This window comes from Butyrivibrio sp. NC2007, assembly GCF_000421405.1.
Taxonomy (GTDB): domain Bacteria; phylum Bacillota; class Clostridia; order Lachnospirales; family Lachnospiraceae; genus Butyrivibrio.
On the sequence record NZ_ATWY01000002.1, the window covers coordinates 70,247 to 93,511 of the forward strand.

The window sequence follows — 23,265 nt, forward strand, 5'->3', positions numbered from 1 at the left end:
AGTTATGCCTGGAAGTAATATCCGGCGCCCCACTTAGTTCTTACGTATCTAGGCTCGCTTGGGTTAGACTCAAGCTTCTCACGAAGTCTTCTGATATGAACATCCACTGTTCTCTCATCACCTGGATAATCTGTTCCCCAGATGGTCTCAAGAAGTTCTTCTCTGGTATAGGTCTTACCGGGAGTGGATGCCAAAAGCTCCAGCAGCTCATACTCTCTGCTGGTAACATTGATCTCTCTGTCTCCCACAAATACTCTTCTGTACTCTTCGTTGAGCTTAAGGTCACCAAAGGTCATAACCTGATTCGTATCGGCAGTTCTTCCGGTTCTGCGGATAATAGCTTTGATTCTGGCCTTCACCTCGAGGATGTTGAAAGGCTTTGTAATGTAATCGTCTGCACCGTACTCAAGACCAAGGATCTTGTCCATGTCGTCGCCCTTGGCTGTGAGCATGATAATGGGAACATCAGAAAATTCCCTTATCTGCTGGCAAACCTCAAAACCTGTGAGCTTAGGAAGCATTACGTCGAGAAGGATAATATCATAATTGCCGGCCTTAGCCTTATCAAGGGCTTCCTGTCCGTCATATGCGCAGTCAACAACAATGTCGTCCTGCTCCAGAGAGAACTTTATTCCCTTTACAATTGCCTTTTCGTCGTCTACTACAAGCGCTTTCTTGCTCATTTCTTCACCATTCCTATAAATCAGACAGTTATTTGATCTTTTATCTTAGAGAACAGCTTATCCTTGATCCCTGATACCTTCATGATATCTTCAATACTTTTAAAAGAGCCGTTCTCGTCTCTGTATTTTATTATCTTGCCGGCTATTCCCTCTCCGATTCCCGGAAGCGTAGCCAGTTCCGTTTGCGAAGCGGTATTAATATTGATAAGGCCGCCTCCAGCTGATGCACCGGACTTAGAACCGTTATCTTCTATGTCAAAAGAATCTATGCCTTTTGCAACAGCTTCATCAGAAGTCTCTGATATTGTCGGTATCTGCAGCTTAGAGCCGTCACTTATCCTGGCGGCCAGATTGACATAAGTCCTGTCGGCATCCTCAGAAAAACCGCCGGCAGCGGTAACTGCATCATCGATCCTGCTTCCTTCAGAAAGCTCATATACTCCGGGATTTACCACTGCTCCACAGACATATACCACAACACTAACAGGAATCTCTTCATCTAAAGTCTCCGGTGTTTCTATCTCTTTTCCGGAATCTTCCTGCGAGCTAAAAGCCTCAGCTTCCAAGGTATTATTAGCAGTGTTATCGGATAAGATTATCTCTTTGCTTGCAGATGTGCATCCGGTCAGAAACATCAGCATAAGTGCTGATATTGGTAATAATTTTCGCATGTTTCCTCCTAAATAAGAGGACCCCACCATGCTTTTTTATTCTATGCGATTGAAAGAAATAATTCAATCATTATCTTCACTATCTTCTGTAAGTCCTGCAGTTATCGCATCATCATCAGGATCAGGTAGTGCCTCTGCAGTATAAGGGGTACCTGTAACCTGAGTCATAATGCTCTCGCTAACGTTTTTGAGGGTTGAATTACAGTCCTCTCCGTTCCAGATCTTGGTAAAAGCGATCTCGAGCTCCATCCAGAGGTTGCTGGTCTCAATTGTCTTGGGCATTGGAACCGAATCGGCATAAACACCTACAAAGGTTGCAAGGTTGGCATTGTCATACTTAACGCCGTAATGAGCTGCCACCTTTCCGCCAAGCTTGTAGATATCTCCGGAATTGTCAGAGCACAAAAATCTGGCCACTTCATTGGCTTCTTCCGGATTTTCGGAGAGTCCGTTGACAACGATACAATCTGTCACTGACATGGTTCTTGACCCGAAATCTGCTGTAAGTCCCGGCATATCAGCTACTGCAAACTCAAAATTGCACTCACCTGATGCCTTGGCATCGTCAATCTTCTTGATGATATCTGTAGTAGCAATGGTAAATACAACCTTACCATCGATAAAGTCCTGAACCACCTTGTCATAGTCAATTGAATCGGCATCGATAGCAAAGAACTGATTAAGCTGCTGGTAAATCTTCATGCAGCTGATAGTGTCTGTATTATAAATATCGATCTGGCTGACATCATCTCCTGCCTGTCCGCCAACGTTCATGTAATTACCAACGAAGAAGTAATTGTAGAAAATATCGGTAACGTCCCACTGGAACACCGCCTCAACCTGCTCAGGAGCATTGTAGCTCTCGGCAAACTTCAGGATATCAGAGATATTAAGAGGAAGGCTCTCAGCAACAACTTCATCGATCATGCCCTGAGTGATCTCAGGGTTTACATCTTCTGATGTAACCTCGTCTTCTTCTGAAAGTTCTCCTTCTTCCTCAGCTTTTTCGGTCTCTTCCTGGGCAGCCTCTCCCTCAGCAGTATCTATCTCTGTCTGCATGGTCTCAACAGCCATGTTCTCAAGGTAGGTCTTGTTGTAGATAAGAGAGCTGGTCTCAAAGTAGAAGGGATATGCTATCTTTTTCCCTTTATAGGTAACGGAATCAATAGCAGCTTCAGGGAAAATTCCCTTTGAAAGGAATTCATCTCCACCTTCAATCTCTGTTGCAAGGCCTGCTAAATAGGCCTTCTCGAGAGAATCATTTGTTATTATATACAGATCCGGGTAATTGTCTTCATCCACGGAGGCCTTGTTGATGGCCTCCAGGTATTCAAGACCAGAAACAAGCACAGGCTCGATTCGAACCTTGCTGTTAGACTCAGAGTAGGCAACAGCCTTACTCTGGAGATATGGAGTCAGGGTATCATCCGTATACCACAGCCTCACGGTAGTTTTATTTCTTGCAAAAAGAGAATAATCCTCAAATATGCTCCTGTCAGAGCGGGCGTAAACGTAAGTGCCCAGCAGTGCGCAGGCAACAAGTATTATTGATATTATTCTAATTCTAATTCTCATAAAGACTCCAGACATGAATCCAATATCTCGATCATGTCATCTACATTCTCCTTAGTTATAACCAGCGGAGGAACAAATCTGATTATCTCTGTTCCTGCATTTATAAGGATAAGTCCCTTTTCAAGTGCCTTATTAATTACTTCACCTACAGGTCTGTTAAATACCAGTCCCTGCATAAGACCTGCACCACGCCTGTCTGTAATGAAATCATACTTATCCTTAAGCTCATCAAGGCGCTTCTCCAAATAAGGAGCCACCTCATTCACATTCTCTATTATATTGTCCTGCTTAAATAAATCAAGGACTTTGTTTATGGCAGCGCAGGCAAAAGGATTGCCACCATAAGTGGTTCCGTGGTCTCCTGCAACCAGTGAGTTCTGACCTACTTTTTCAGTCATGAGGAATGCTCCAACCGGTACTCCGCATCCAAGGGCTTTGGCAGTTGTCATGATGTCAGGCTTTATTCCGTACTTCTGCCATGCAAACATATATCCTGTTCTTCCCATTCCGCACTGGATCTCGTCCAGGATAAGAAGGATGTCTTTTTCGTCGCAAAGAGCTCTTACCTTGGTCAAAAACTCTTCGGTTGCCGGATATATTCCGCCCTCTCCCTGAACGGTCTCAAGGATTATAGCGCAGGTCTTGTCACTTACGCACTTAAGAACTGAGTCAAAGTCATTCAGATCAGCGAACTTGATATTGCCGATCATAGGCTCAAAGGCCTCTCTGTAATGAGGATTTCCTGTTACTGAAAGAGCACCGAAGGTTCTTCCGTGGAAGGAATGAGTCATGGCGATGATCTCATGATCATTTTTGCCATCCTTAAGGAAAGCATACTTCCTTGCAGCCTTCAAAGCACCCTCAATAGCCTCTGCTCCGCTGTTTGTAAAGAATACCCTGTCCATTCCGGATACTTCTTTTATCTTCTTGGCAGCCTCAATTGCCGGAACATTGTAATAGTAATTAGAGGTGTGCAGAAGCTTATCAATCTGGTTCTTGAGCGCATCATTGTATTCTTTATTGTTATAGCCGAGGGCAAATACAGCAATACCCGACACGAAATCCAGATATTTCTTGCCATCTATGTCATAGAGATAAACTCCGTCACCTTTGTCCAAAACGATCTGATATCTGTTATATGTGTGTAAAAGAGCTTTCTCCGCCTCTTCAATGTACTTCTGCATCATCTCACTCATTTTAATATCTCCTGTTATTAAGCATTTGCTGCTGTTTTCTCGTGGTCTGGCATAAACATGGTTCCGATACCCTTGTTGGTAAAGATCTCAAGAAGAAGACAATGAGGAATTCTTCCATCCAGAATATGCACTCTGTTAACGCCGCCTCTAACTGCATCTGTACAGTTGCCAAGCTTTGGAAGCATGCCTCCGCCGATATTACCGCTGGCGATAAGAGCATCTGCCTCAGAGCAGGTAAGTCTTGAGATAAAGGACTCCGGATCCTTGATATCCTTATAAACTCCCTCAATATCTGTAAGGAATGCCAGCTTGTCAGCTCCCACTGCCTTGGCAATGGCACATGCAGCATCATCGGCATTTATATTGTAGGTATCGAAGTTATCATCAAGTCCGATAGGTGCAACGATAGGCAGATAGTCGTTGTCGAGAAGGTCATATAAAACCTTGGGATCTACGCTGTCAATTTCGCCCACATATCCGATGTCCTTGCCATCGGAATACTTCTTGGTAACGTGAAGGAGACCTGAATCCTTACCACTTATACCGATAGCCTTGACGCCCAGCTCCTGAACCATGGTCACAAGCTGCTTATTGACTCTTCCAAGAACCATCTCGGCAATCTCCATGGTCTCTGAATCTGTAACCCTGAGTCCGTTTACAAATTCCGCCTCTTTGCCGACCTTTGACACCCAGGAGCTGATGGCCTTTCCGCCGCCGTGAACGATGATTGGCTTAAATCCAACCAGTTTTAAAAGAGTAACATCTGTTATTACATTCTTTTGCAGCTCTTCGTTGCTCATGGCGCTTCCGCCGTATTTAACAACTATGATCTTCCTGTTGAATTTCTGAATATATGGAAGCGCTTCTACCAGCACCTCCGCTTTCTTAAGTACATCCTGCATCCCCTGATCCATGACTCTCTCCTTTAGCTTCTGTAATCTGCATTTATCTTGACATAGTCGTATGTGAGATCGCATCCCCAGGCTGTAGCCTCTTCGCTTCCCTCATGCATATCGACAAATACTGTTACTGCATCTGCCTTCATGATCTTAAGGGCTTCATCCTCATCAAATACAATAGGAGTTCCCTTATCAAATACCTTCAGTCTTCCGTTTGCGCTCTCAAAGAACAGCTCCACATCATTCTGATCAAAGTCTGCTCCGGAATATCCCATAGCACAAAGGAATCTTCCAAAGTTGGCATCACACCCGAAGATCGCAGCCTTTGAAAGGTTTGATCCAACGATTGCCCTTGAGAGTGTTCTTGCATCCTCCTTGGACTTTGCGTTTACTACCTTTGCTTCAAAGAGCTTACTTGCTCCCTCGCCGTCTGCTGCCATCTTCTTGGCAAGGAAGGTGCATACAAAGCTAAGCGCTTCCTTAAAGGTATCGTAGTTATCAGATTTATCCTTAATAGTCTCATTGCCCGCTTCGCCGTTAGCCATAACGAGAAGCGTATCGTTTGTAGAGGTATCTCCGTCAACGGTTATCATGTTAAAAGAGTCTTTTACCACCTCTGAAACTGCTTCCTGTAAAAGAGATTTCTCAATGCTCAAATCTGTTGTGAGGAAAGCAAGCATAGTGCACATGTTGGGATGGATCATGCCTGAGCCCTTACTCATTCCGCCGAGGGTTATCTCTTTTCCGTCAATTTCGAAAGTAACTGCCACCTCTTTGTTGACGGTATCTGTAGTCATGATAGCCTTGGAGGCTGCTGTTCCGGCGCTTATGCTATCATCTAAGGTCTTGCTCATAGCTTCAACTCCGGCCACTAATTTATCAACCGGAAGTTGCATTCCAATAACACCTGTAGATGCCACTGCAACTGATGAATATGGAACTCCTAAGGCCTTCTCTACAGCCTTTGCTGTAGCTTCGCAGGCATCAAAGCCCTCTTTCCCCGTGCAGGCATTTGCAATTCCTGAGTTGATGACAACTCCATGCATTGGCTCACCGGAATATACAATCTTCTGATCCCACTGAACACAGGCTGCCTTTACCACGTTTGATGTAAATGTACCTGCACTGGTACATGGCGTTTTGGAAAAGACAAAGGCCATATCCGTTCTGTTCTTATACTTGATACCGGCTTCGCAGCTTGTGGCACTAAAGCCCTTTGCTGCTGTTACTCCGCCTTCTGTTACCTTCATAATGCCTCCTCATTTATTAAACACTGTAAGATTGTTGTCATTAAGTACAAAGTCGTAATAGTTCATATCATCTCTGAGGGTCCAGCCCATCTTCTGCCAGAACTTGTTCCCTACCTCATTGGTGACAAAAGCGTTCAGGCATACCTTGTTGATACCCTCTTTTTTGAGCGCTTCGCAGCAGAACTCAACCATTTTCCTTCCAATGCCGTGCTTTCTGTACTCCTCACTTACACATACGTGGTAAAAACATGCTCTTCTTCCGTCATTGCCACATAAAATAGCACCGACTATTTTTCCGTCCTGCTCATACACTGCGCTTGTTTCAGGATTTCTTTTGATAAATCTCTCTATTCCCTCCCTGGAATCATCCATGGTCCTTATACCGAATCCATGAATGGACATCCACAGCGCATATACCTTGTCGTAATCTTCTATTGTCATCTTGCGAACCATATCAGTTTTCTCCCCAGATCTGTCAGTAATTACGGGAAACTGGGAACAAGCTCAAGTCCCTTGGCCTCATCAAGTCCAAACATGATGTTCATGTTCTGGACCGCCTGTCCTGCTGCTCCCTTTACCAGGTTATCAATTGCTCCCATCATGATAACTCTTCCGGTTCTCTCATCGATCTTAAAGCCGATATCTACAAAGTTGCTGCCCTCTACCCATCTGGTCTCGGGACATACACCGTCATCTAAGAGCCTTATGAATTTCTCATCCTTATAATACTTCTCATAAGCAGCTCTTATATCGGAAGAAGTAGGAAGCTTGCCGTCCTTCTTTATAAGAGTAGCGTATTCTGTAGCAAGAATTCCTCTGTTCATTGGGACAAGGTGAGGTGTAAAGTTTATCACCATCTCTTTTCCCGCTGCGTAGCCAAGCTGTTCCTCAATCTCAGGAGTGTGTCTGTGAGTGGCAACTCCGTAAGGCTTGGCAGATTCGTTGACTTCGCAGTAGAGGTTGGCAACCTTGGCTCCTCTTCCTGCTCCGGACACTCCAGAGAGAGCATCAACGATAAGTGTATCTACATCTATAAGATCTTCCTTAACAAGAGGATAAGCTGTAAGGATTGAGCAGGTGGTATAGCATCCGGGATTTGCAACAAGCCTTGCACTCTTTACCTTATCTCTGTTGATCTCACAGAGTCCGTAAACTGCTTCTTCTATATACTGAGGCGCCTTGTGCTCTATCTTGTACCACTTCTCATATACAGAAACATCTTTTAATCTGAAGTCTGCTGACAGATCGATTATCTTTACTTTATTAAGAATATCTTCATTAACAAGTGATGCGCACAGTCCCTGTGGAGTCGCCGTGAAGATGACATCCACCTGTGATGCAAGCTCTTCCATGTTGTCATCCATGCACTTTGCATCAACCAGTTTAAAGAAGTTTCCATATATATTACTGTACTTCTCATCGATAAAACTTCTGGATCCGTACCACACAACCTCTGCATCGGGATGACCCTGGATGAGTCTTACGATTTCAGCTCCCGCGTAGCCTGTAGCACCGATAATTCCTACTTTGATCATAATGGTTTTCACCTCTCATATATGTATAAACTTTTTTAAGTATACGACCCATGCATGAATAATGCAATAGAAATTTAAATATTTATGCAGAATTGGAAAGATTTTTAAATATTTATGCATTTTGGTGTTGCATTTTATGCATCGAGGGTTTATATTTATATCCAACGAGCAACAATAATTATAACATACGAAGAAAGTTGAGGAGTGTTTCAATGGCAAAAGAAAAGGTTATTCTCGCATACTCAGGCGGACTTGATACTACTGCTATCATCCCGTGGCTTAAAGAAAACTTTGATTACGAAGTTGTTTGTGTCTGCATCGACTGCGGACAGGAAGAGGAACTTGACGGTCTTGAGGAAAGAGCTATCAGCTGTGGAGCCAGCAAACTCTATGTTCTTGACGTTGTAGATGAATTCTGTGATGAATATATCGTTCCCTGCGTAATGGCTCACGCTGTTTACGAGAACAAGTACCTGCTTGGTACATCAATGGCTCGTCCACTGATCGCCAAGAAGCTTGTTGAGATTGCAAGAAAAGAAGGCGCTGTTGCAATCTGCCACGGTGCTACAGGTAAGGGTAACGACCAGATCCGTTTCGAGCTTGGTATCAAGGCTCTTGCTCCTGACATCAAGATAATCGCTGCATGGAGAAATGATAAGTGGACAATGGATTCACGTGAATCTGAGATTGCATACTGCAAGGCTCATGGCATCAATCTTCCATTCTCTGCAGACTCCAGCTACAGCCGTGACAGAAACCTCTGGCACATCTCTCACGAGGGACTTGAGCTTGAGGATCCTTCACTTGAGCCTAACTACAAGCATCTCCTTGTTCTTGGTAAGACACCTGAGGATGCACCCGATACACCTACAACCGTTACCATGACTTTCGAGGGCGGAGTTCCCAAGTCAGTTAACGGAAAAGAGATGAAGGTCTCCGATATCATCCGCACCCTCAATAAGCTTGGCGGCGAGAACGGCATCGGTATCGTAGATATCGTTGAGAACCGTGTAGTTGGAATGAAGTCCCGCGGCGTATACGAGACACCCGGTGGAACCATTCTCTACGAGGCTCATCAGCAGCTTGAAGAGTTGATTTTGGATCGCGATACCTATACAATGAAGAAAGATATGGGCAACAAGTTTGCCGATCTAGTATATGAAGGGAAATGGTTCACTCCTCTTCGCGAGGCCGAGCAGGCATTCATTGAGTCAACTCAGAAGTATGTAACCGGAGAAGTTACATTCAAGCTCTACAAGGGCAACATCATCAAGGCTGGTACAAAGTCACCTTACTCTCTCTACAACGAGAGCATCGCTTCCTTCAAGACAGGTGATCTTTACGACCACCACGATGCAGAGGGCTTCATCAATCTCTTTGGCTTATCATGCAAGGTTCGTGCTATGAAGATGCAGGAAGTTGAAAAGAACAAATAATTAATGAAGACCATCTTTATTCTTGGAATATATCTGCTAATACTTAACATATTAGGGTTCGCTTTCATGGGAATCGATAAAAGGCGCGCGATACGCAGCGCCTTTCGTATCCCGGAAGCGACCCTTTTTGCTATCGCAATTCTTGGAGGAAGTATCGGAAGTATCCTAGGTATGCACCTTTTCAGGCACAAGACCAAGCATTGGTATTTTCTCTTCGGAATGCCTATAATACTTATATTACAGATTGCACTTGTAGTTCTTCTTTATTTTAGTCCGATAGAATTTAACTTTATGTAAAAGAGGTATCCTATGCATTTAGCCGTTTGTGATGACAATATAGCTGACAGAAAGCAGACAGAGCGCCTTTTGGGGCGCCAGTCCGACAGATACTTTAAGGAAACCGGTGAGAGAATCTGGATCGATTCCTACGGTAACGTTGAGGCCTTCATGCAAAATCCGAAGATGTATCAGGGTCTTTTTGTCGATATGCACGATGATGAGTGCAACGGCTTTAATATCCTGAAGATGCTTCTCTATGCAGGTATCGAGAGTCCCATCGTAATGTGCTCTTCCACCATCGACTACAAAGCCCTGGTGGAAAAAGAAGGCATCACAGCTTCTAACATCATGTTTCTTGAAAAGCCTATCAAAGTGGCTGAAATCACTGCCATCGTTGATAAGATTGCAGAGCTTGCTGTAAACGGCGAGCCTTCCATAGAACTTCGCGGTAAAGATGAGACCATCTATGCCCATGGGGACGATATCATCTGTGTCAAAAGAGTCCGCTCCGAGCTTGAAGTTCATCTCACAGGAAACCGCGTAGCCTGCGTTCTCGATGACATAGTCAATTTCTATGATCAGTGCAATATCTTCCCGCAGATCTGCCCTGTAAATGACAACGGACTTGTAAATGTCAACCATGTAAAAAAGACGTCCTTTGGTAAGGTCACCATGGACAACGACATGACTCTTCCTGTTTCCTTTACCTACAGAAACGCCATAAGTAAGGCAAGGCAATATGCCAAGGAAAGCGGGAATTTAAGTAATTAATTCTTTTGGGGGATTTAAAAAGATTTGATAGCACTAAAGATTAAGCAGCAGAAAAACTTCATGGCCAAGCTTCTGACAACTGAGCTGTTCGACAGCTTTCTTGTGGAGGAAGTCACCATCGATACCTTTAATACCTTTACCATAGACGGAAGGATTCATAAGGAATTCTACAAAGACTCAGAAGAGTCTGAAGCAGCTCTAAGTAATGAATTCTCAAATTGGGCCAAGATCCGTCCCATAGCTCTTATCCTTATAAAGGGCAAGCAGACACCACTTGGTTTCAAGTTCATATTGCACCTTAGCGATTCTGATAAACTCACGCTCTTACAAAATGCTGATATGGATATCTCCCCGGATCAGATATCTCTTGGCATAAATCTGAGATTCTCCCAGGGCGAAGTTATCATCACCACAGGCGTAAGCTACAACATCTTTACCCTGGATAAAAGCGCAGAAAAAGCCTGGGACGAATACATCCCAAGCTTTTTAGAATCAAACGGTATTGAGGCAGATCTTCTATGATCTGCTTTTTTTATGCCTGATACTTTTGCAAAATACCTATCAGTGCATCATACTTCGGCTTTATCTGGTCGTACTTTTCCTGATAACCATCCATAGAACCGGCTCTTAATATCTCAGTAAGCTCGCATACCGGAGTAAGGAAGCCTTTAAGTCCAAGGTTTGCTCCTACGCCCTTAAGGGTATGAACAGCTTTAAATGCCTCTGAAACGTTACCTTCATCTAAATACTTCGTAAGGTCATTCATGCTCTGGTCATTTAAAAACTTGAACATGAACTTGGCAATGAGGTCCTCATTGCCCATGAATCGGTCCAATATCTCGTTCCAGTCAACGCCCCATTCAATTAGTTCTGTCTTAAATCCAGCGTCCATATGCCTCCATAGGTGTAGCCATACTGACAAACATACGATGTAACATATAATAATTTTACAACATTTGGTTTTTTACATCAACGAAAAGGCTCATTTTTATGTAATTTTAATTATTCTTCCACTGAAGCAAGCTTCTCTGCCTGATCCGCAGCGATAAGGCTGTCAATAATCTCGTCCAGATCTCCGTCCATGATCTGATCTATCTTGTAAAGAGTAAGTCCGATCCTGTGATCGGTTACTCTTCCCTGATGGAAGTTGTAGGTTCTTATCTTCTCTGACCTGTCTCCGCTTCCAACCTGGCTCTTACGCAGCTGCGCCTCATCATTGTGCTTTCTCTCCTGCTCCATCTCATAGAGCTTGGCTCTAAGCACCTTTAAGGCCTTGGCTTTATTCTGCTGCTGGCTCTTCTCATCCTGGCAGGAGATTACGATACCTGTAGGAAGGTGAGTAAGTCTTACGGCTGAATCTGTGGTATTTACGCACTGTCCGCCGTTTCCTGAAGCCCTGAAAACATCGAACTTACAGTCGTTCATGTCGATCTCGACTTCTACATCCTCAACTTCCGGCATGATTGCCACGGTTATAGCTGAGGTATGGATCCTTCCGCCTGACTCTGTCGTAGGTATTCTCTGAACTCTGTGAACACCGCTCTCAAACTTAAGTCTTGAGTATGCTCCGTCACCCTTTATCATAAAGCTGACGGTCTTGATACCACCGATACCTATATCTTCTACGCTCATGGTCTCTATTTTCCATGCGCGTCTCTCTGCATATCTTGTATAGAGTCTGAACATATCGGCAGCAAACAGCGCAGCCTCATCTCCTCCGACACCTGCTCTTATCTCAACAATTACGTTCTTCTCATCATTAGGGTCCTTAGGAAGAAGCAGTATCTTAAGCTTCTCCTCAAGCTCAGGGATCTTATCCTTGGCATCGGAGAGCTCTTCTCTTAGCATTTCCTTCATCTCAGGATCGCTCTCTTCATCAAGAAGCTGCAGTGAATCCTCAATGGTCTGCCTGGTGTCCTTATATTCTTTGTAACATTCAACCAGAGTCTCGAGGGACTTCTGCTCCTTCATAAGGCTTCTGAATTTCTCCTGATCTGAAACAACTGAAGGGTCGCCCAGCATCATGGTTATATCTTCATATCTTCTGATAATATCTTCTAATCTGTCAAACATATTCATCTCTCCCGATAACAATCATAGTCTCAGTTTCCAGAATATGCCCCGCTAATAAAAGCAGGCCTTCACAACTCTGTCGTTTCCGGAGAAATCCTTAACCACTTCTATATCATGGTACTTACCATTTTCCTTCAAAAGACCTGTTACCGCCTCTGCCTGATCATAGCCTATCTCAAGTATGAGATATCCGCTTGAGAAGAGATACTCTCCTGCCTTATCGGCAATCCTTCTGTAGAATAAAAGGCCATCCTCATCTCCATCCAGTGCAAGGCGCGGCTCATGGTCCTTAACTTCAGGCGCAAGGCTCTCTATTACTTTAGTTGCTATATATGGCGGATTTGATACCACGATATCATATTTATCATTCTTCTTAGGGAAAAGATCTGTCTGCTCAAATTCACACCTGTCGGATAACCCCAGGCTATCCGCATTTTCTTTTGCCACTAAAAGAGCAGCCTCTGAAATGTCAGTACAGTGCGCACTTGTTCCATTAGTGTAGTTAAGGATACTAAGACCGATACAGCCCGAACCCGTACACAGGTCAAGGACCTTCATACCGTCTTCGCAGTGCCTTAGAGCTTCCTCAACCAAAAACTCGCTGTCCTGCTCAGGGATAAGGACGTTACTGTTTACCGTAAACTCTAGTCCCATAAAATCCCATTTGCCAAGGATATAGGCAACAGGCTCTCTGTTTGCTCTTCTGTCTAAGTAAGAGGTATATAAGGACTCTTCATCCTCCGTAAGCTCTTTATCCGGGTGGGCAAGGAGCGTACTGTGGTCAGTAGAACATACACATTCTAAAAGGAGCCGGGCATCAAGTGCATACTCGTCTACTCCGGCTCTCATAAGCTTTTCTTTTCCGTTTTCAAAAGAATTTAGATAGTTCATAATAATTTACTCAGCTGCCTGATCTGCCTTATCATCATCAGCAATCCAGCTCTCATCAATCTCGTATCCAAAGGAATCAGAAAGGAATTCCTTCCAGTCAAATACTGCCTCAACAGACTTGATGGCAACTTCTATCATGTCATCATCAGGCTCCTTGGTTGTAAGTCTCTGAAGCCAGAGTCCCGGAGCAGAGATCATTTTAACCAGGAAGAAGTTTGTTCTTCCGGCAAGTCTTATGATCTCATAGGATATTCCGGAAATAACCGGGATCAGAAGTATCCTTATTACCACGCGCCAAACATAGGAATCAACCCTGATAAAGAAGAACAGGATGATACTGATAAGCATAACAAACAGCATGAAGCTGCTTCCGCATCTCTTGTGAAGTCTTGAACTCTTTCTTACATTGCTCACTGTAAGAGGTCTGCCCTTTTCGATACAGTTGATGCACTTATGCTCTGCTCCGTGGTACATGAAAAGTCTCTTTATATCTCTGATCCTCGATATTATAAGGATATAAAGTACAAAGATAAAGATCCTGAGAACGCCCTCAACGATTGCTACTAAAGAATCATTTCTCGCATACTTAGAGATAATCTCTGAAATCGCATAAGGAAGGATCATAAACAGCGCGATAGCGAACGCAAATGATAAAAGCGTTGTAAATACCATAAGGAACGTATCCTCATGTCCGCTTGATACCTTATCGATCTCCTCGTCGAGCTTGGTAGGCTTCTCATTGGTCTCTTCATAGAATGAAGATGAGTAATTAAGGGATTTAAGTCCAAGGATAAGGGAATCAATAAATACAAAGATTCCTCTTACGAAAGGAATGCTAAGGAGCTTGCTGCCGTATCCAACGCCGTGGTACTCATCATGCTCAACCACTATCTCACCGTTTGGCTTTCTGACAGCAACAGCGTACATATCCTTATTTTTCATCATTACACCTTCAAGAACAGCCTGTCCGCCTATTCCCGAATAGTGTCTAATCTTTCTCTTACGTCTCTTCATCTTAGTTTACCGCCTGTTAAAGAAAAAGAGGCCAAGGCGTAAATGCCTGGGCCTCACTTGTTTCTTGATCTCAAATTGTATATTACTTGTTGTCCATGCCGTATTTCTTGTTGAACTTATCAATACGTCCACGAGCAGCAGTAGCCTTCTGAGTTCCTGTGTAGAAAGGATGGCACTTTGAGCAAATTTCTACGTGGATTTCGCTCTTTGTTGATCCTACTGTAAATGTGTTACCGCAGTTGCAAGTAACTGTTGCCTGATGGAATTCTGGCTGGATGTCCTGTCTCATTTCTTATCACCTCACTATATCTGAATACTTCATCTGTTTCCGACAGACGTTGTCAGCGCTTAAAGCACCTGACATCAATGTGTTCACGTTTACTGTTTTACAACAGCTATATAAATATAGCACACTAATGAGTATATGGCAAGGATTTTTTATTTACTTGCTTTTTTGAAAAAAGACTAAAGATTCTAATAATATATGACGATAAATGATATGGAAGGTTATGCAACTCTGAAAAGGATTTTCAGCCACGTGCATCAAGGAGGATGCGTATGAGTATTAGCATAAACGCCAATCAAATATACACTTCCATCAGAGACAGGGGCCAGACGCAGGCAGATGCCTGGGCAGGTCAGGCTCGTGGTTTTGGTGCGCAAAATAATAAGCCCGCTTCAAATAAATCTTCAGGCTCTTCCACTTCTGTCAGATCACTTGAATATCAGCAGCGTACCCAGCAAAAGAAAGACAATTCAATAATAGGCCAGAGTCAGAGCTACGCTGATTCCTTAAGGGCATCAAGAGCCAAAGCCAAGGAAACCAATCTGGAAAAGAAAAAGCTCCAGTACAGCTATAAAAAGATATCCTCCCAGATCGTAACAAGCAAAACTTCCGTAAGTGCAAGGAAAGCAGCATCTGCAGCAAGACGCGAAGTTCAGCGCCTAAAAAGGCTGCGAAACAGCGGTGAATATGACGAAGAAGAGCTTCAGATTTCCATCGAGCACGCCAAATCCATGGAGAGAATAGCCAAAAAGAAAGTCGCACACCTTCAGCAGGAAGAGATGATCGAGCGCGGTCAGAACGGCGCCATGGCAGCTCTTGAGGAAAAGGAAGAAGAACGCGAAGAGGAAAAAGATCTTGAGGAAGAGCCTATAGAGGAAGAAATCCCTGAGGATCAGGCATACACCGAGCAGGATTATGCCGAAGAAATGCAGCTTATGATGTCCGATATGCAGGAAGAGGCGGCTGCTAGAATGGAAGAGCTCTCAGAAGAGATGGAGCTCGCCATTGCGGAAGTAATGGAAAACAATAAGGATTCCATGGAGGAAATGACCTCTGAAATGATGAAGATGGTTCAGGATGCCATGGAAGAAATGGATGAGGTTTTGGATCTGGATGAACTGGCAAATACCATGGCAGCTCCCGATCCAAACATGTCGGAAGACGACCTCAAGATGCTGAAATTAAAGCATCGCACCAAGGAAATGAAAGATATCGCCAAAGCTGACGGTGATTATCTTAAGGCAATCATGGATAAATACGAAAAAAAGGGCATCGCCGGTACCGGACTATCCGGAGCTGCAACCTCTGCTCCTGCCTTTGGCGGAGCTGCAGCCATATCAAGCTCTCCTACGCCGATAACCGTATCGGTTCCCTCAGCCTACGGCTCAGGTGGCGGATCAATGAGCTTTGATGCCTTTGCTTAACCCTTCTTTTTAAGATATTTCTTTAGTTTATTACGAATTCTCTGCATTGCGTTGTCAGTGGACTTCTCATCCCTGCCGAGCACTGCAGAGATTTCTTTTACACTCATGCCTGTAACGTAGAGGTCCAAAACCTGGCGCTCCAAGTCGCTGAGTTCTCTGTCTATCTCACCCTCAAGATCCTGAAGATTCTCCTGGTCGATTACGTACTGCTCCGGAATAAGGTTTGCATCGGATTCCAGTACTTCCTCCAATATGGATTCGCTTCCCTGCTCTGCATCCTCTCTGCTGGCATAAATCGATATGTAGCTGTTAAGGGGAGCATGTTTTTTCCTGGAAAGGGATTTGATGGCAGAATACATCTGCCTTGAAATACAGAGCTCTGCAAAAGTGGCAAAGCTTGCATCTCTTCCGCAGTCATAATCCCTGACCGCCTTGAAAAGACCTATCATACCTTCCTGGATAAGATCGTCCTTATCTGCGCCAAGGATGTACATGGAAGCAGCCTTTTTACGGACCAGGTTCTTATATTTGTTCATGATGTAATCGGTTATATCGTCCTGACCTCCGTCATGTATGCGGACGATAAGCTGCTCATCATCAATATCGCTGTACTTTCCCTTGCTCATCTGATGACCTCACGAAAGTCTTTGTCTTACAACCTCAAAAGCAAGTACACCTGCTGCAACAGATGCGTTAAGTGAATCTATATCACCCTTCATGGGGATAGATGCGATCATGTCGCACTTCTCTTTTACAAGTCTTGATACTCCGCTGCCTTCATTGCCGATAACAAGTCCGATGGCACCCTTTAAATTGAGCTTATACATGGTGGTACCGTCCATATCGGCACAGGCAAACCAAAGGCCACGTTTTTTAAGGTCTTCGATGGTCTGAGCTATGTTGGTGACCTTAACAACGGGAGTGTAGTTTAATGCTCCTGCTGAGGCCTTGGCAACTGTAGCTGTAAGACCTACTGCCCTGTTCTTGGGAATGATAACTCCGTGTGCACCGGAGAGATTGGCTGTTCTGATGATAGCTCCGAGATTATGAGGATCCTCAATTCCATCCAGGACAAATACAAATGGATCTTCGTTTCTTGCCTCTGCAAGCTCGAAAATATCCTCCATCTCAGAGTACTTATAAGCTGCAGCTATAGCTATTACGCCCTGATGCTTGCCGGTTTCGGATATCTGGTCAAGCCTCTCCCTGCTGACAAACTTTATTAGTGAGCCCTGTTTCTTGGCTTCTCTTCTGATGGTGGATACCGGTCCGTCCTGGCATCCGTCAAGAATATAGATCTTGTCTATGGTCTTTCCTGATCTATAGGCCTCTATTACGGCATTTCTGCCCTCGATTTTCTCCTCGTTGGGAGTCAGTATTTCTTTTTCCATTTAAATTCCTCAAATATTGATCACAGCTCCAGGTTATTACGCTCAAGCCCAAGCCTTATAAGGTTTAGAGCTCTGTCCATGTCGCCTTTAAGATATAAGAAGCCGACAACCGCCTCAAGTCCTGTAGCCTCAAGGTACTCTATTGTAGATGCGTTCTTGGCTTTTGTGTGGGGCTTGGAATTCCTGCCTCTTCTGTAGATGTCTTTTTCCTCATCGGTAAGATCATCCATAATGGAAGCTGCAATCGCTGCCTGGGCGGGTGCTTTTACAATAGCACTTGCTCTTTTATGGAGATTGTTGACCGCAGTATTGCCCCTGTTTACAAGAACTGACCTTACTATCAGGTCATAGACCGCATCACCGATATACGCCAGAGTTAAGGGCGAATATGTCCTTATGTCCTTGGAGGTGATATCGAATTTCTCGTTTATATAATCATTTAAACCAGCTGCCATTTAACTCCCTCACGGGTATCCTTGATCTCAACGCCTCTTTCCAAAAGCTCATTTCTTATGGCATCAGCAGTTGCAAAGTCCTTGGCCTTCTTGGCTTCTGCTCTCTTCTGTATCTGCTCGTTGATGTACTCAAGAAGCTCAGGATCTACATCCGGGCCTGCGTTTTCCAAAAGGCTCTTTGCATGTCCGATAAGATCAAGAGAAAGAACCTTGTCAAAGCTCTCAACAAGAGCAAGCTTAGTAGCATCGTTTGTATCTGCCTTAAGAGCATCATAGAGGATCGTGATAGCCATTGAAGTATTCAGATCGTCTGAAATAGCCTCCCTGAACTTATCCTCAAACTCCTTCTTAACATTCTCATCAACTGCGCCGTCAGCCTTAAGCTCAGAAACTCTCTTGACGAGCTTGTTGTAAGTTCCAACATTGCTGTCAAGAACATCAAATGAGAACTCAAGAGGCTTACGATAGTGAGACTGGAGGCAGAAGAATCTGTAAACCAGCGGATCATAGCCTTTTTCCTTAAGAACTGAAACTGTAAGAACAGCTCCCTTGGACTTACTCATCTTGCCGGCTCTGTCATTTAAGTGATTGCTGTGGAACCAGTAGTTGCACCACTTGTGTCCCAAATAGCTCTCAGACTGGGCAATCTCATTTGTGTGGTGAGGGAACATGTTATCAACACCACCGCAGTGAATATCAAGTCTCTCACCCAGGTGCTTCATGGAAATGCATGAGCACTCGATGTGCCATCCGGGATATCCAACGCCCCATGGGCTCTCCCACTTAAGGGCCTGATCTTCAAACTTGGACTTGGTAAACCACAGAACAAAGTCAGTCTTGTTCTTCTTGTTTGAATCCTCTTCTACATCGTCTCTTACACCGATCTGAAGTGCTTCCTTCTCGATTGCTGATGAGAAAACGTAGTAATCATCGAGCTTACTGGTATCGAAGTAGATATTTCCGCCTGCCTGATATGCATAACCCTTCTCAAGAAGAACTTCAACCATGTGAATAAACTCGGGAATGCAGTTTGTAGCAGGTTCAATAACATCAGGTTTCTTATTTCCAACCGCATCAAAATCCTTGAAGAATGCATCTGTATAGAACTTGGCAATCTCCATTACGCTCTTGTGCTCTCTCTTGGCACCTGCGAGCATCTTGTCCTCTCCGGTATCTGCATCGGATGAAAGATGTCCTACATCGGTGATGTTCATGACACGCTTAACATCATATCCTGCGTATTCCAGTGCCTTGACCAAAACATCCTGCATGATATAGGTTCTGATATTTCCGATATGTGCATAGTGGTAAACGGTAGGTCCACAGGTGTACATTGACACCTTTCCTTCTTCATTTGGAACGAACTCGTCCACTTTTCTTGTGAGTGAATTGTAAAATCTGAAATCGTTACTCATTGCTGTGCTCCTTGCAGGTATAGATTTTATTTGTTAAAAGACATATCGCCTGAGATGAAATTCCTTCTCCGGTTCCTGTAAAGCCAAGCCCCTCTTCAGTTGTCGCCTTGACGTTAACCTGTGACATCTCAATTCGAAGAGCATGTGCTATATTAATTCTCATCTCATCTATGTGTGGTCTCATCTTGGGTGCCTGAGCTATTATTGTGGCATCGATGTTCTCTACTACATAGTCATTTTTATCAAGGAGCTTGTAAACCTCTTTTAGAAGATCCAAAGAATCAGCTCCCTTGTATTTAGGATCAGTATCCGGGAAGTGTTTCCCGATATCTCCAAGAGCTGCTGCTCCAAGAAGTGCATCCATTATAGCATGAAGAAGAACGTCTGCATCAGAGTGTCCCAGAAGCCCCTTCTCATAGGGAATCTTAACTCCGCCAATTATTAGATCTCTTCCTTCTACAAGCTTATGAACATCGTATCCCATTCCAACTCGCATAGCAATATCCCTTTCATTATAAAAAATCAATTATCAGTGCAAAAAAAGCTCTACTATAAAGGCCGCTGCACAGGAAAATGCCGCAACGGTAAGAAGGCTCTTTTTATTGAAGGCAAGAACAAGTGCCACGACAAATCCGATAACAGATGAAATAACATAATCAGTTGCACTAAGAATTGCCGGGAACGTCATTGCTGCCAGTGTAGCATAGGGAACATAGTACAGAAATGACTTTATGAACCTGCTCTTTATTTCTTTTCTGATAAGGGTAAGAGGAAGTGCTCTTATCAGATAAGTAACTACAGCCATTAGTATGATATAAAGATATACTCTGCTCATTCCTTATCACCTCCGTTCTCATCCGAAACAGGTGCAAGAAATGCAGCAGCTGCAGCAACAACAACTGTTATTATAATGATCCTGAAGCCTGATGAAATGGCTGTTCCAAGGACAGGCGCATAAGTAAATACCGTGCTGAGCGCCATAGCTGAAAGAACAACAGCCATAACAGCCTTGCTGGTTCTGGTATCAGGAATGATTATCGCAATAAACATACCGTATATGGCAAGTCCGAGACAGCTTATAAGCCTCTCCGGCATGATCTGCCCGGAAAAAGCTCCAAGTGATGTTCCAAGAACCCAGCCAAATACTGATGTAACTATAAGTCCATAGGAATACGCAGGATATAGTCTTCCTTTTCTAAGAACACTCACACCAAATATCTCATCGGTCACACCATAGGAGATTCCCATTCTGTGACCCGTTCCCAGCTCGGGATCGAGCTTCTGTGAAAGAGCACAGCTCATAAGCATATATCTGAGATTGATGATAAACTGCAGAATTGCCAGCTCTATAAAGCTTCCGTTTCTGGCTATGATCTCCAGTGCGGAGAACTGACCGGCACTGGTCACATTAAGAAGTGACGTCATAGCGGCCTGAAATACACTCATTCCTATTTTTGAAGCTTCAATTCCGAAGGCAAAAGACACAGCCATATATCCGAGACAGATTGGCAAAGCATCTCTGCATCCTTCCTTGAAGTCCTTAAAAGTCCCAACTTTCATACTCATTCCCCTGATTCACCCTGACGATAAGCCTTCAGAATGACTCACATTTTTTAATAACATCCGCTACATTTACAGAGCCCATGCTGCCTTGAACCATAGCGCTGCTTCCACCGCCCTTGGCACCGAACTCTTCTCTTAGCATGTTCTGAAGGGCTTTTAGATCCTTTCCTTCACCCTTTGTAGCGATTATGTATTTATAACCCGCATTGTCATCTCCGGAGAATACTCCGCAATAACCGCTGCGAGTTTCGATCAGCGCATTGGCAACCTTTCTCATAAGGTTTCCGTCAAGCCCTGCCTCTTTCTTTAAAAAGACATTTTCTTTGTTTTTATCTATGCTGTCAAGTTCATAACCTATGAGCTTTTCTCTGCAATCTGAGAGTTTGCCCTTCAAAGCGTAGTTTTCATCCGATAGCTTTTTTACTGAAGACACAATACGATCATAACCGGTTGTTAAAAGACCTGTGAGCTGCCCTACAACCTGAAGCTGATCATTTATGTATTCAAGAGCTCTTTTCCCGCAAAGAATGCTTACACGAACTCCGCCTTTGTAATTCTGACAGCTGACAACCTTTAAAAGTCCGATTTCTCCTGTTCTTGCAACGTGAGGTGCACAGCAGGCGCAGGTATCGTATCCAACCACAGTGACAATTCTCACATCGCCGGTAAGTTCCTTCTTACTTCTGTACTGAAGGCCATCCAGGATCTCTTTTGCCGGGAATTCGCACTTAACTTCCACGTTCTCCCAGATTGCCCTGTTTACCAAAAACTCAACATCATGGATATCCTCATCGGTAAGGACTCCGTTGTAGTCCATGGTGACCTCTGAGTCACTAAGATGAAAGCCAACGTTGTCATAGCCGTATTTTGAATTAACGATTCCGGAGAAGATATGCTCTCCTGTGTGCTGCTGCATATTGCTGAATCTGTGGTCAAAGTCAATAATTCCCTTTACGCACTCTCCCACAGGCAGCTCCCTGTCTGTGACATGAGTTATTATCCCGTCTGTAATACTGACGTGAGTAACTACGGCATCAGAAATAGACCCGATGTCAGAGCTCTGTCCTCCCTGCTCAGGGAAGAAGGCAGTTCTGTCAAGCACCACTAAAAAGGAATCGCCCTTTCCTTTTTCACAGGATAAGACCTTCCCTTCAAACTCCTTCAAATATGCATCCTGATAATAAAGTTCCTCTGTTTTAACCATAGAACACATTGTAACACATTTGCCCTGCCTTGCCCATAAACATGCAAAAAAAAGAGACTGCATTATGCAGTCTCAAGCGGTAACTGTGAAAGCTCTTCAAAAACTCTTTTCTTTATGTCATCCTTCTCAACTTTAAGTGAGAACGCTAATTCCGTATACAAAAGTTTTTCAGCAATGCTTAAGTATCTCTCGTTAAGTGAAGCAAATTTCTTGCCTTCTGAAAGTCGAATGGCTTTGATCTTGTGAAGGGTCTTAACAAGACTCATCATCTCATCTACCATGTTGCGTTTAATAACTTCGGAAATAACCGGCTCAGCCTTTTTACCTTCAGGAAGCTCAATTTCAGGAGCATATTCAATCTCATCAATGAGCTCTTCTGCACCATCTGCGCTTATCACATCACGGATCTTGCTCTCAGCACCTTCGACAGGAACATACAGCACACTTCCCGCATCTACCGCTGAAACCATCTGGTAATACTCCTTCTCCTTCCCTCTCTCAAGGAAAGACGGAACAAGAATATCACGTACGCTGCATAAACCATGGCTGCCATAAATAACGCACTCTCCAATATTTAACATCGTGTTCCTCCTTGTTTTTTTCAGACCGCATACTGTAAGCGTTTTCACGCCGCCAGTACGTAAATTATAGCACAATATTACGTTTTTTGTAATATTTAAATCTGAATTAATTATGTTTTTTTTGTGACTTATAACCTGATTCCCAGCTATCCCTTGTCAGACAATTGATACACTCAACACGGGTCTCGCCAAGCATGATGACACGGGACTTTGCATTGGTATGGTGGTATATAAAACCGCATTTTTCCTGAACTCTTTTTGACCTGTTGTTGCCAATAAAATACCCTGCGTAGATCCGATCAAGTCCAAGGTCTGCAAAGCCTCTTTTTATAAGTATTTCAGCAGCCTCAGGAGCTATTCCCATGCCCCAGAAGGGAACTCCGACCCAGTATCCAAGCTCAGCCGCCCCTTCCTCCAGGGGTCTTTCGGGACTTCCCACTAAAGTCAGTCCAATACTGCCAATGGGCTCGTTGTTCCTCTCTTTAAGGCAGATGGCATAGGTCTCATCCCCTGAGAGAATAGTCCTAATCACAGCCCTTGAATAGGCCTCATCCTTATGGGGAAGCCAACCGGCAACAGGACCTACCCTGTCATCTTTTGCATAATTAAAGAGGCTGGGAGCATCTTCATCTCTCCAGCCTCTAAGTATCAAACGCTTTGTTTCCAGTACCAT

At 44.0% G+C, this 23,265-nt stretch carries 28 protein-coding genes; 5 read left to right on the forward strand and 23 right to left on the reverse strand.

Going from position 1 to position 23,265, the window contains the following annotated elements:
- Positions 1–2: 2 nt before the first annotated feature.
- The 8 genes from G632_RS0102065 to argC form a co-directional block, all read right to left on the reverse strand.
- Positions 3–683: a response regulator transcription factor gene (locus G632_RS0102065; RefSeq protein WP_022767373.1), complete on the reverse strand. Its 681-nt coding sequence runs from the start codon at positions 681–683 to the stop codon at positions 3–5.
- 20 nt (positions 684–703) lie between these two features.
- Positions 704–1,354, reverse strand: a complete 651-nt coding sequence (locus tag G632_RS0102070) for a helix-hairpin-helix domain-containing protein (protein WP_026512332.1) — start codon at positions 1,352–1,354, stop codon at positions 704–706.
- 63 nt (positions 1,355–1,417) lie between these two features.
- Positions 1,418–2,929, reverse strand: a complete 1,512-nt coding sequence (locus tag G632_RS0102075) for a sugar ABC transporter substrate-binding protein (RefSeq protein ID WP_026512333.1) — start codon at positions 2,927–2,929, stop codon at positions 1,418–1,420.
- Entirely contained in the window at positions 2,926–4,125 is a 1,200-nt protein-coding gene (locus tag G632_RS0102080) for an acetylornithine/succinylornithine family transaminase (protein WP_022767376.1), read from the reverse strand. Before G632_RS0102080 ends, G632_RS0102075 begins: the two co-directional genes overlap by 4 nt.
- 17 nt (positions 4,126–4,142) lie before the next feature.
- On the reverse strand, positions 4,143–5,039 hold the full coding sequence (gene argB, locus G632_RS0102085) for an acetylglutamate kinase (protein ID WP_022767377.1): 897 nt from the start codon (positions 5,037–5,039) through the stop codon (positions 4,143–4,145).
- Positions 5,040–5,050: 11 nt separating this feature from the next.
- The gene (gene argJ, locus G632_RS0102090) at positions 5,051–6,274 is read right to left on the reverse strand and encodes a bifunctional glutamate N-acetyltransferase/amino-acid acetyltransferase ArgJ (RefSeq protein WP_022767378.1); all 1,224 of its coding nucleotides are present in this window, start codon (positions 6,272–6,274) and stop codon (positions 5,051–5,053) included.
- A gap of 9 nt (positions 6,275–6,283) precedes the next feature.
- Positions 6,284–6,727: a GNAT family N-acetyltransferase gene (locus G632_RS0102095; protein ID WP_022767379.1), complete on the reverse strand. Its 444-nt coding sequence runs from the start codon at positions 6,725–6,727 to the stop codon at positions 6,284–6,286.
- Positions 6,728–6,756: 29 nt separating this feature from the next.
- Positions 6,757–7,809 carry an N-acetyl-gamma-glutamyl-phosphate reductase gene (gene argC, locus G632_RS0102100; RefSeq protein WP_022767380.1) on the reverse strand — a complete coding sequence of 351 codons (1,053 nt, stop codon included), beginning with the start codon at positions 7,807–7,809 and terminating at the stop codon, positions 6,757–6,759.
- 212 nt (positions 7,810–8,021) lie between these two features.
- Between argC and G632_RS0102105 the strand changes: the two genes are divergently transcribed.
- The 4 genes from G632_RS0102105 to G632_RS0102120 are packed head-to-tail and all read left to right on the forward strand — an operon-like array spanning position 8,022 to position 10,817.
- Entirely contained in the window at positions 8,022–9,245 is a 1,224-nt protein-coding gene (locus G632_RS0102105; RefSeq protein ID WP_022767381.1) for an argininosuccinate synthase, read from the forward strand.
- A gap of 3 nt (positions 9,246–9,248) precedes the next feature.
- Positions 9,249–9,542 carry a DUF1294 domain-containing protein gene (locus tag G632_RS0102110; RefSeq protein ID WP_022767382.1) on the forward strand — a complete coding sequence of 98 codons (294 nt, stop codon included), beginning with the start codon at positions 9,249–9,251 and terminating at the stop codon, positions 9,540–9,542.
- A gap of 12 nt (positions 9,543–9,554) precedes the next feature.
- On the forward strand, positions 9,555–10,295 hold the full coding sequence (locus G632_RS0102115) for a response regulator (protein ID WP_022767383.1): 741 nt from the start codon (positions 9,555–9,557) through the stop codon (positions 10,293–10,295).
- A 24-nt stretch (positions 10,296–10,319) separates the two neighbouring features.
- Complete coding sequence (locus tag G632_RS0102120) at positions 10,320–10,817, forward strand: DUF5721 family protein (protein WP_022767384.1); 498 nt, start codon at positions 10,320–10,322, stop codon at positions 10,815–10,817.
- A gap of 10 nt (positions 10,818–10,827) precedes the next feature.
- Here G632_RS0102120 and G632_RS18555 read toward each other — a convergent pair whose 3' ends face one another.
- From G632_RS18555 to rpmE, 5 genes are all read right to left on the reverse strand, one after another.
- On the reverse strand, positions 10,828–11,187 hold the full coding sequence (locus tag G632_RS18555) for an Hpt domain-containing protein (protein WP_022767385.1): 360 nt from the start codon (positions 11,185–11,187) through the stop codon (positions 10,828–10,830).
- A 110-nt stretch (positions 11,188–11,297) separates the two neighbouring features.
- Positions 11,298–12,368, reverse strand: coding sequence for a peptide chain release factor 1 (gene prfA / locus G632_RS0102130; RefSeq protein WP_022767386.1), 1,071 nt, complete (start codon positions 12,366–12,368; stop codon positions 11,298–11,300).
- Positions 12,369–12,419: 51 nt separating this feature from the next.
- Entirely contained in the window at positions 12,420–13,259 is an 840-nt protein-coding gene (gene prmC, locus G632_RS0102135; RefSeq protein ID WP_022767387.1) for a peptide chain release factor N(5)-glutamine methyltransferase, read from the reverse strand.
- A 6-nt stretch (positions 13,260–13,265) separates the two neighbouring features.
- Positions 13,266–14,273 carry a DUF1385 domain-containing protein gene (locus G632_RS18560; RefSeq protein ID WP_022767388.1) on the reverse strand — a complete coding sequence of 336 codons (1,008 nt, stop codon included), beginning with the start codon at positions 14,271–14,273 and terminating at the stop codon, positions 13,266–13,268.
- Positions 14,274–14,355: 82 nt separating this feature from the next.
- Positions 14,356–14,562: a 50S ribosomal protein L31 gene (rpmE, locus tag G632_RS0102145; RefSeq protein ID WP_022765874.1), complete on the reverse strand. Its 207-nt coding sequence runs from the start codon at positions 14,560–14,562 to the stop codon at positions 14,356–14,358.
- A gap of 269 nt (positions 14,563–14,831) precedes the next feature.
- Here rpmE and G632_RS0102150 point away from each other — a divergent pair, with 269 nt between their 5' ends.
- Entirely contained in the window at positions 14,832–15,983 is a 1,152-nt protein-coding gene (locus G632_RS0102150) for a hypothetical protein (protein WP_022767389.1), read from the forward strand.
- On the opposite strand, the gene sigH is transcribed toward G632_RS0102150, so the two are convergent.
- The 10 genes from sigH to G632_RS0102200 all read right to left on the reverse strand — a co-directional run bounded on the left by sigH (position 15,980) and on the right by G632_RS0102200 (position 23,265).
- On the reverse strand, positions 15,980–16,609 hold the full coding sequence (sigH, locus tag G632_RS0102155) for an RNA polymerase sporulation sigma factor SigH (RefSeq protein ID WP_022767390.1): 630 nt from the start codon (positions 16,607–16,609) through the stop codon (positions 15,980–15,982). The genes G632_RS0102150 and sigH overlap by 4 nt on opposite strands.
- 9 nt (positions 16,610–16,618) lie before the next feature.
- Positions 16,619–17,374, reverse strand: a complete 756-nt coding sequence (gene rlmB / locus G632_RS0102160) for a 23S rRNA (guanosine(2251)-2'-O)-methyltransferase RlmB (protein ID WP_022767391.1) — start codon at positions 17,372–17,374, stop codon at positions 16,619–16,621.
- Positions 17,375–17,394: 20 nt separating this feature from the next.
- On the reverse strand, positions 17,395–17,829 hold the full coding sequence (locus G632_RS0102165; protein WP_022767392.1) for a Mini-ribonuclease 3: 435 nt from the start codon (positions 17,827–17,829) through the stop codon (positions 17,395–17,397).
- On the reverse strand, positions 17,814–19,244 hold the full coding sequence (cysS, locus tag G632_RS0102170) for a cysteine--tRNA ligase (protein WP_022767393.1): 1,431 nt from the start codon (positions 19,242–19,244) through the stop codon (positions 17,814–17,816). The genes G632_RS0102165 and cysS overlap by 16 nt, the downstream gene beginning before the upstream one ends.
- Positions 19,237–19,740, reverse strand: a complete 504-nt coding sequence (ispF, locus tag G632_RS18565; RefSeq protein WP_022767394.1) for a 2-C-methyl-D-erythritol 2,4-cyclodiphosphate synthase — start codon at positions 19,738–19,740, stop codon at positions 19,237–19,239. Before ispF ends, cysS begins: the two co-directional genes overlap by 8 nt.
- Before the next feature lie 33 nt (positions 19,741–19,773).
- Positions 19,774–20,079 carry an AzlD domain-containing protein gene (locus G632_RS0102180; RefSeq protein ID WP_022767395.1) on the reverse strand — a complete coding sequence of 102 codons (306 nt, stop codon included), beginning with the start codon at positions 20,077–20,079 and terminating at the stop codon, positions 19,774–19,776.
- Positions 20,076–20,804: an AzlC family ABC transporter permease gene (locus G632_RS0102185; RefSeq protein WP_022767396.1), complete on the reverse strand. Its 729-nt coding sequence runs from the start codon at positions 20,802–20,804 to the stop codon at positions 20,076–20,078. Before G632_RS0102185 ends, G632_RS0102180 begins: the two co-directional genes overlap by 4 nt.
- 34 nt (positions 20,805–20,838) lie before the next feature.
- Positions 20,839–22,011, reverse strand: a complete 1,173-nt coding sequence (locus G632_RS0102190; protein WP_035781916.1) for an alanyl-tRNA editing protein — start codon at positions 22,009–22,011, stop codon at positions 20,839–20,841.
- 62 nt (positions 22,012–22,073) lie between these two features.
- Positions 22,074–22,592 carry a CarD family transcriptional regulator gene (locus G632_RS0102195; RefSeq protein WP_022767398.1) on the reverse strand — a complete coding sequence of 173 codons (519 nt, stop codon included), beginning with the start codon at positions 22,590–22,592 and terminating at the stop codon, positions 22,074–22,076.
- 106 nt (positions 22,593–22,698) lie between these two features.
- Positions 22,699–23,265 (reverse strand): GNAT family N-acetyltransferase, encoded by a 567-nt coding sequence (locus tag G632_RS0102200; protein ID WP_022767399.1) that lies wholly within the window; start codon positions 23,263–23,265, stop codon positions 22,699–22,701.